Source organism: Bacillus sp. 05T31, assembly GCF_056396725.1.
Genome location: NZ_JBFTMA010000464.1, coordinates 1 through 3,583, shown reverse-complemented (window position 1 = coordinate 3,583; position 3,583 = coordinate 1). Strand labels below are relative to the sequence as shown.

Annotated in this window: 2 protein-coding genes and 1 pseudogene; all 3 read right to left on the bottom strand. The window is 37.9% G+C overall.

Annotation, left to right across the window (positions count from 1 at the left end):
• Positions 1-1,266: pseudogene (gene exsA / locus AC1DJR_RS21955) on the bottom strand (spore coat assembly protein ExsA); the annotation flags it as partial.
• Positions 1,267-1,490: 224 nt separating this feature from the next.
• On the bottom strand, positions 1,491-2,597 hold the full coding sequence (gene nadA, locus AC1DJR_RS21950; RefSeq protein ID WP_113734169.1) for a quinolinate synthase NadA: 1,107 nt from the start codon (positions 2,595-2,597) through the stop codon (positions 1,491-1,493).
• Positions 2,598-2,627: 30 nt separating this feature from the next.
• Complete coding sequence (gene nadC, locus AC1DJR_RS21945) at positions 2,628-3,461, bottom strand: carboxylating nicotinate-nucleotide diphosphorylase (protein ID WP_060751101.1); 834 nt, start codon at positions 3,459-3,461, stop codon at positions 2,628-2,630.
• Positions 3,462-3,583: the final 122 nt, after the last annotated feature.

The window sequence follows — 3,583 nt, the reverse complement described above, 5'->3', positions numbered from 1 at the left end:
ATCCATTATCGGCATCATGTTTGGCATTTGGTTGTTATCCATTATCGGCATCATGTTTGGCATTTGGTTGTTATCCATTATCGGCATCATGTTTGGCATTTGGTTGTTATCCATTATCGGCATTATATTTGGTRGTTGATTGTTATCCATTATTGGCATTATATTTGGTGGTTGATTGTTATCCATTATTGGCATTATGTTCGGCACTTGAATATTAGGCGGTATTACTTGCGGGATAATAACACTTTCTTTTGATACGTTTGGTGAGACTATGTTCCCTACATTCTCCTTCTTCACTTGCGGCGACACTATATTCCCTACATTTTCTTTCTTTACTTGCGGCGACACTATATTCCCTACATTTTCTTTCTTCACTTGCGGCGACACTATATTCCCTACATTCTCTTTCTTCACTTGCGGCGACACTATATTCCCTACATTTTCTTTCTTCACTTGCGGCGACACTATATTCCCTACATTTTCTTTCTTCACTTGCGGTGACACTATATTYCCTATATTTTCTTTTTTCACTTGCGGTGACACTATGTTTCCTATATTTTCTTTTTTCGTTTGCGGAGAAATGACATTGTTAGGTTTCATTTTATTAATTTGAGGAGCAATTAACTCGCTTCCCTTTTTTATTACGTCTGAAATTTTATATTCTTTTTTCGCTTTAATTGGTGGCTGTGGTGGCTGTGGTAATACATTGATAGAAAATTTAGTGTTTTCTTTCGTAGTAGGTTTTAGTTTTTCTACTTTCTCTACAACAGGTGGTTTTTGAATGACAGGCGGCTTTTCAACTGGCTTCTCTTTTTGAATCAGAATTTCTTTTTGCACTTCTTTTTGTGGCTTCACTTGCACTTCCTTCTGCGGCTTCACCTGTATTTCTTTTTGCGGTTTTATCTGCATTTCTTTTTGCGGTTTTATCTGCATTTCTTTTTGCGTTTGTTGCATAGCTGGTTGTTGTGTAATAGGTGTTGATTGATACGTGATCTCATCTTCATCTTCTATTGCAAGTGGCGTTGGTGTTGATGCAAACTCTTTTTGCTGCACCTCTTTTACATATTGTTTCGGGGGCGCTGAACCCGATCCAGTTTGTTGTTTCACATGAACGCTATGCGATGGCACTTTAATTTTCATCCCTGGCATAATTAGGTCTGGATTGCTAAGCTGTGTATTTGTTTTTTTTAGCGTTTCAAAATCCACTCCGTACTTTTTTGCAATTTTCCAAAGGGTCTCCCCTTTTTGCACGATATGAATTTTCAAATTTTCCCCCTCCTGTATAACTTATCTATAAGTAAAAACACTTTGAAGTAACACTTTCTAAACAACATTAACTTCTTTTACTTTTATCACTTCTTCTATTTTCAATATGATTCGAAGTGGAATAAGCATAGAAAAACCGCAATGATTTCCTCAACACAATGTATGCCTATTTCATCCTTGTTATGATTATATGTACGAAAAAAAGCAACGGAAATCCCGCTGCTTTAAACGCGCTCTAACATACGATTTAATGCAAGAACTGCCTCTTCTGTTACTTGTTTCTCTACACGAATAACGTTAATTTGTTCTCCTCTTTCTATGTTCTCAAGTGCCCATAACAGGTGAGGTAAGTCAATTCGGTTCATCGTTAAGCAAGGACACATAAACGGATTTAGCGAAATAATTTCTTTATCTGGATGTTGCTGAATAATTCGGTTCACTAAATTCATCTCTGTACCAATCGCCCACTTACTTCCCGCCGGAGCTGCTTCAATCATATCAATAATATATTTCGTTGATCCTGCATAATCAGAAGCAGCAACCACTTCATAACAACATTCAGGGTGAACAATAATATTCATATCCGGATGATTTTTCCGCACATTTTCAATATTTTTCACAGTGAAGTTTTGATGAACAGAACAATGGCCTTTCCATAAAATCACTTGAATTTCTTCTATATCTCCATCGTACTCTAATGAATCTGTATGCGGGTTCCACACTGCCATTTTTTCTAACGGAATACCTAAATCATACGCTGTATTTCTTCCTAAATGTTGGTCTGGTAAAAAGACGAGACGCTCTTTTTGTGTAAACGCCCAAGACACCATTTGTTTTGCATTAGAAGAGGTTACTGTTGCCCCTCCATTACGACCACAAAACGCTTTGATCGCAGCTGTTGAATTTACATACGTTAATGGAATCATCGTATCCCCAAATAATTTCGCGAGCTCTTTCCACGCTCTTTCTGTTTGTTCAATATCTGCCATATCTGCCATAGAACAGCCGGCACGCATATCTGGTAAGATGACAATTTGATCATCTGTCGTTAACATATCTGCCGTTTCTGCCATAAAGTGCACACCACAAAACACAATATATTTTGCCTCTTTATTATTCGCTGCAACTTGCGCGAGTTGCAGCGAGTCCCCTGCTGCATCTGAAAATTGCACCACTTCATCTTTTTGATAATGATGTCCTGGAATAAATAGTAATGCCCCCATTTTTTCTTTAATTTCACGGACACGCTCTTCCATCTCTAATGTAGACATCATTTGATAACGCTCTGGTAACATTACTTCGATTGGCTGAACTTTCTCTAAAATACCCATTTATGATTCTCCCCCTCTAAACCAMTCTCATTAGGCCTCAATATTAAAACTAATATCAAGTGCTTTCACTGAATGTGTTAACGCTCCAAGTGAAATATAATCTACCCCTGTTTTTCCGTATTTTGATAAATCTTCAATTGTAATACCACCTGAAGCCTCCGTAACGATGGCACTTGGTACAATTTTTGAAAACTCACGAATCTCTTCTGGCGTACGATTATCGAACATAATAACATCTGCGCCGGCCTCTACTGCTTCTCTTACTTGCGCCTCTGTCTCTGTTTCGACTTCTACTTTCACCATATGTCCCAATCTTTCTTTCACCGATGTAACAGCTTTTGTAATCGAGCCAGCAAAAGCAATATGATTGTCTTTAATCATGACACCATCATATAAACCGAATCTGTGGTTAAACCCGTCCCCGCATACTACAGCATATTTATCAAACATACGTAGTCCTGGCATCGTTTTTCTCGTATCACAAATGCGTGTATGACTGCTATCTAAAGCAAAAACCGCCTTACGTGTCATCGTCGCTATCCCGCTCATACGCTGAATAACGTTTAATATAACGCGCTCTGCCGTTAATAATGATGCGATTGGGCCTTGCACGGTTGCAATTATTTCGCCTTTTTCTACAAGATCCCCATCTTTTTTATGAAGTTCAACTTCAATTCTCTGATCAATTAATTTAAATCCTTCTTCAATTACTAAGCACCCTGCAAATACCCCTGTATCCTTTACAAGAAACGTTCCTTTCGCAAGTGCATTATCGGGAAAGATAAGCTGAGATGTTACATCTCTTTCTCCTATATCTTCTAGAAAAAATCGATTTAATGCTTCCTTAACTTTTAACGTATTCATAAAACCCCTCTTCCCCTTATTAAACAAGTTGTAGTTTTCTTCTCACTCGGATAATCTCTTTTTTCACGCTATTTCTTTCTGGATAATCAATGCGATAATGACCACCAACACTGTCTTCTCTT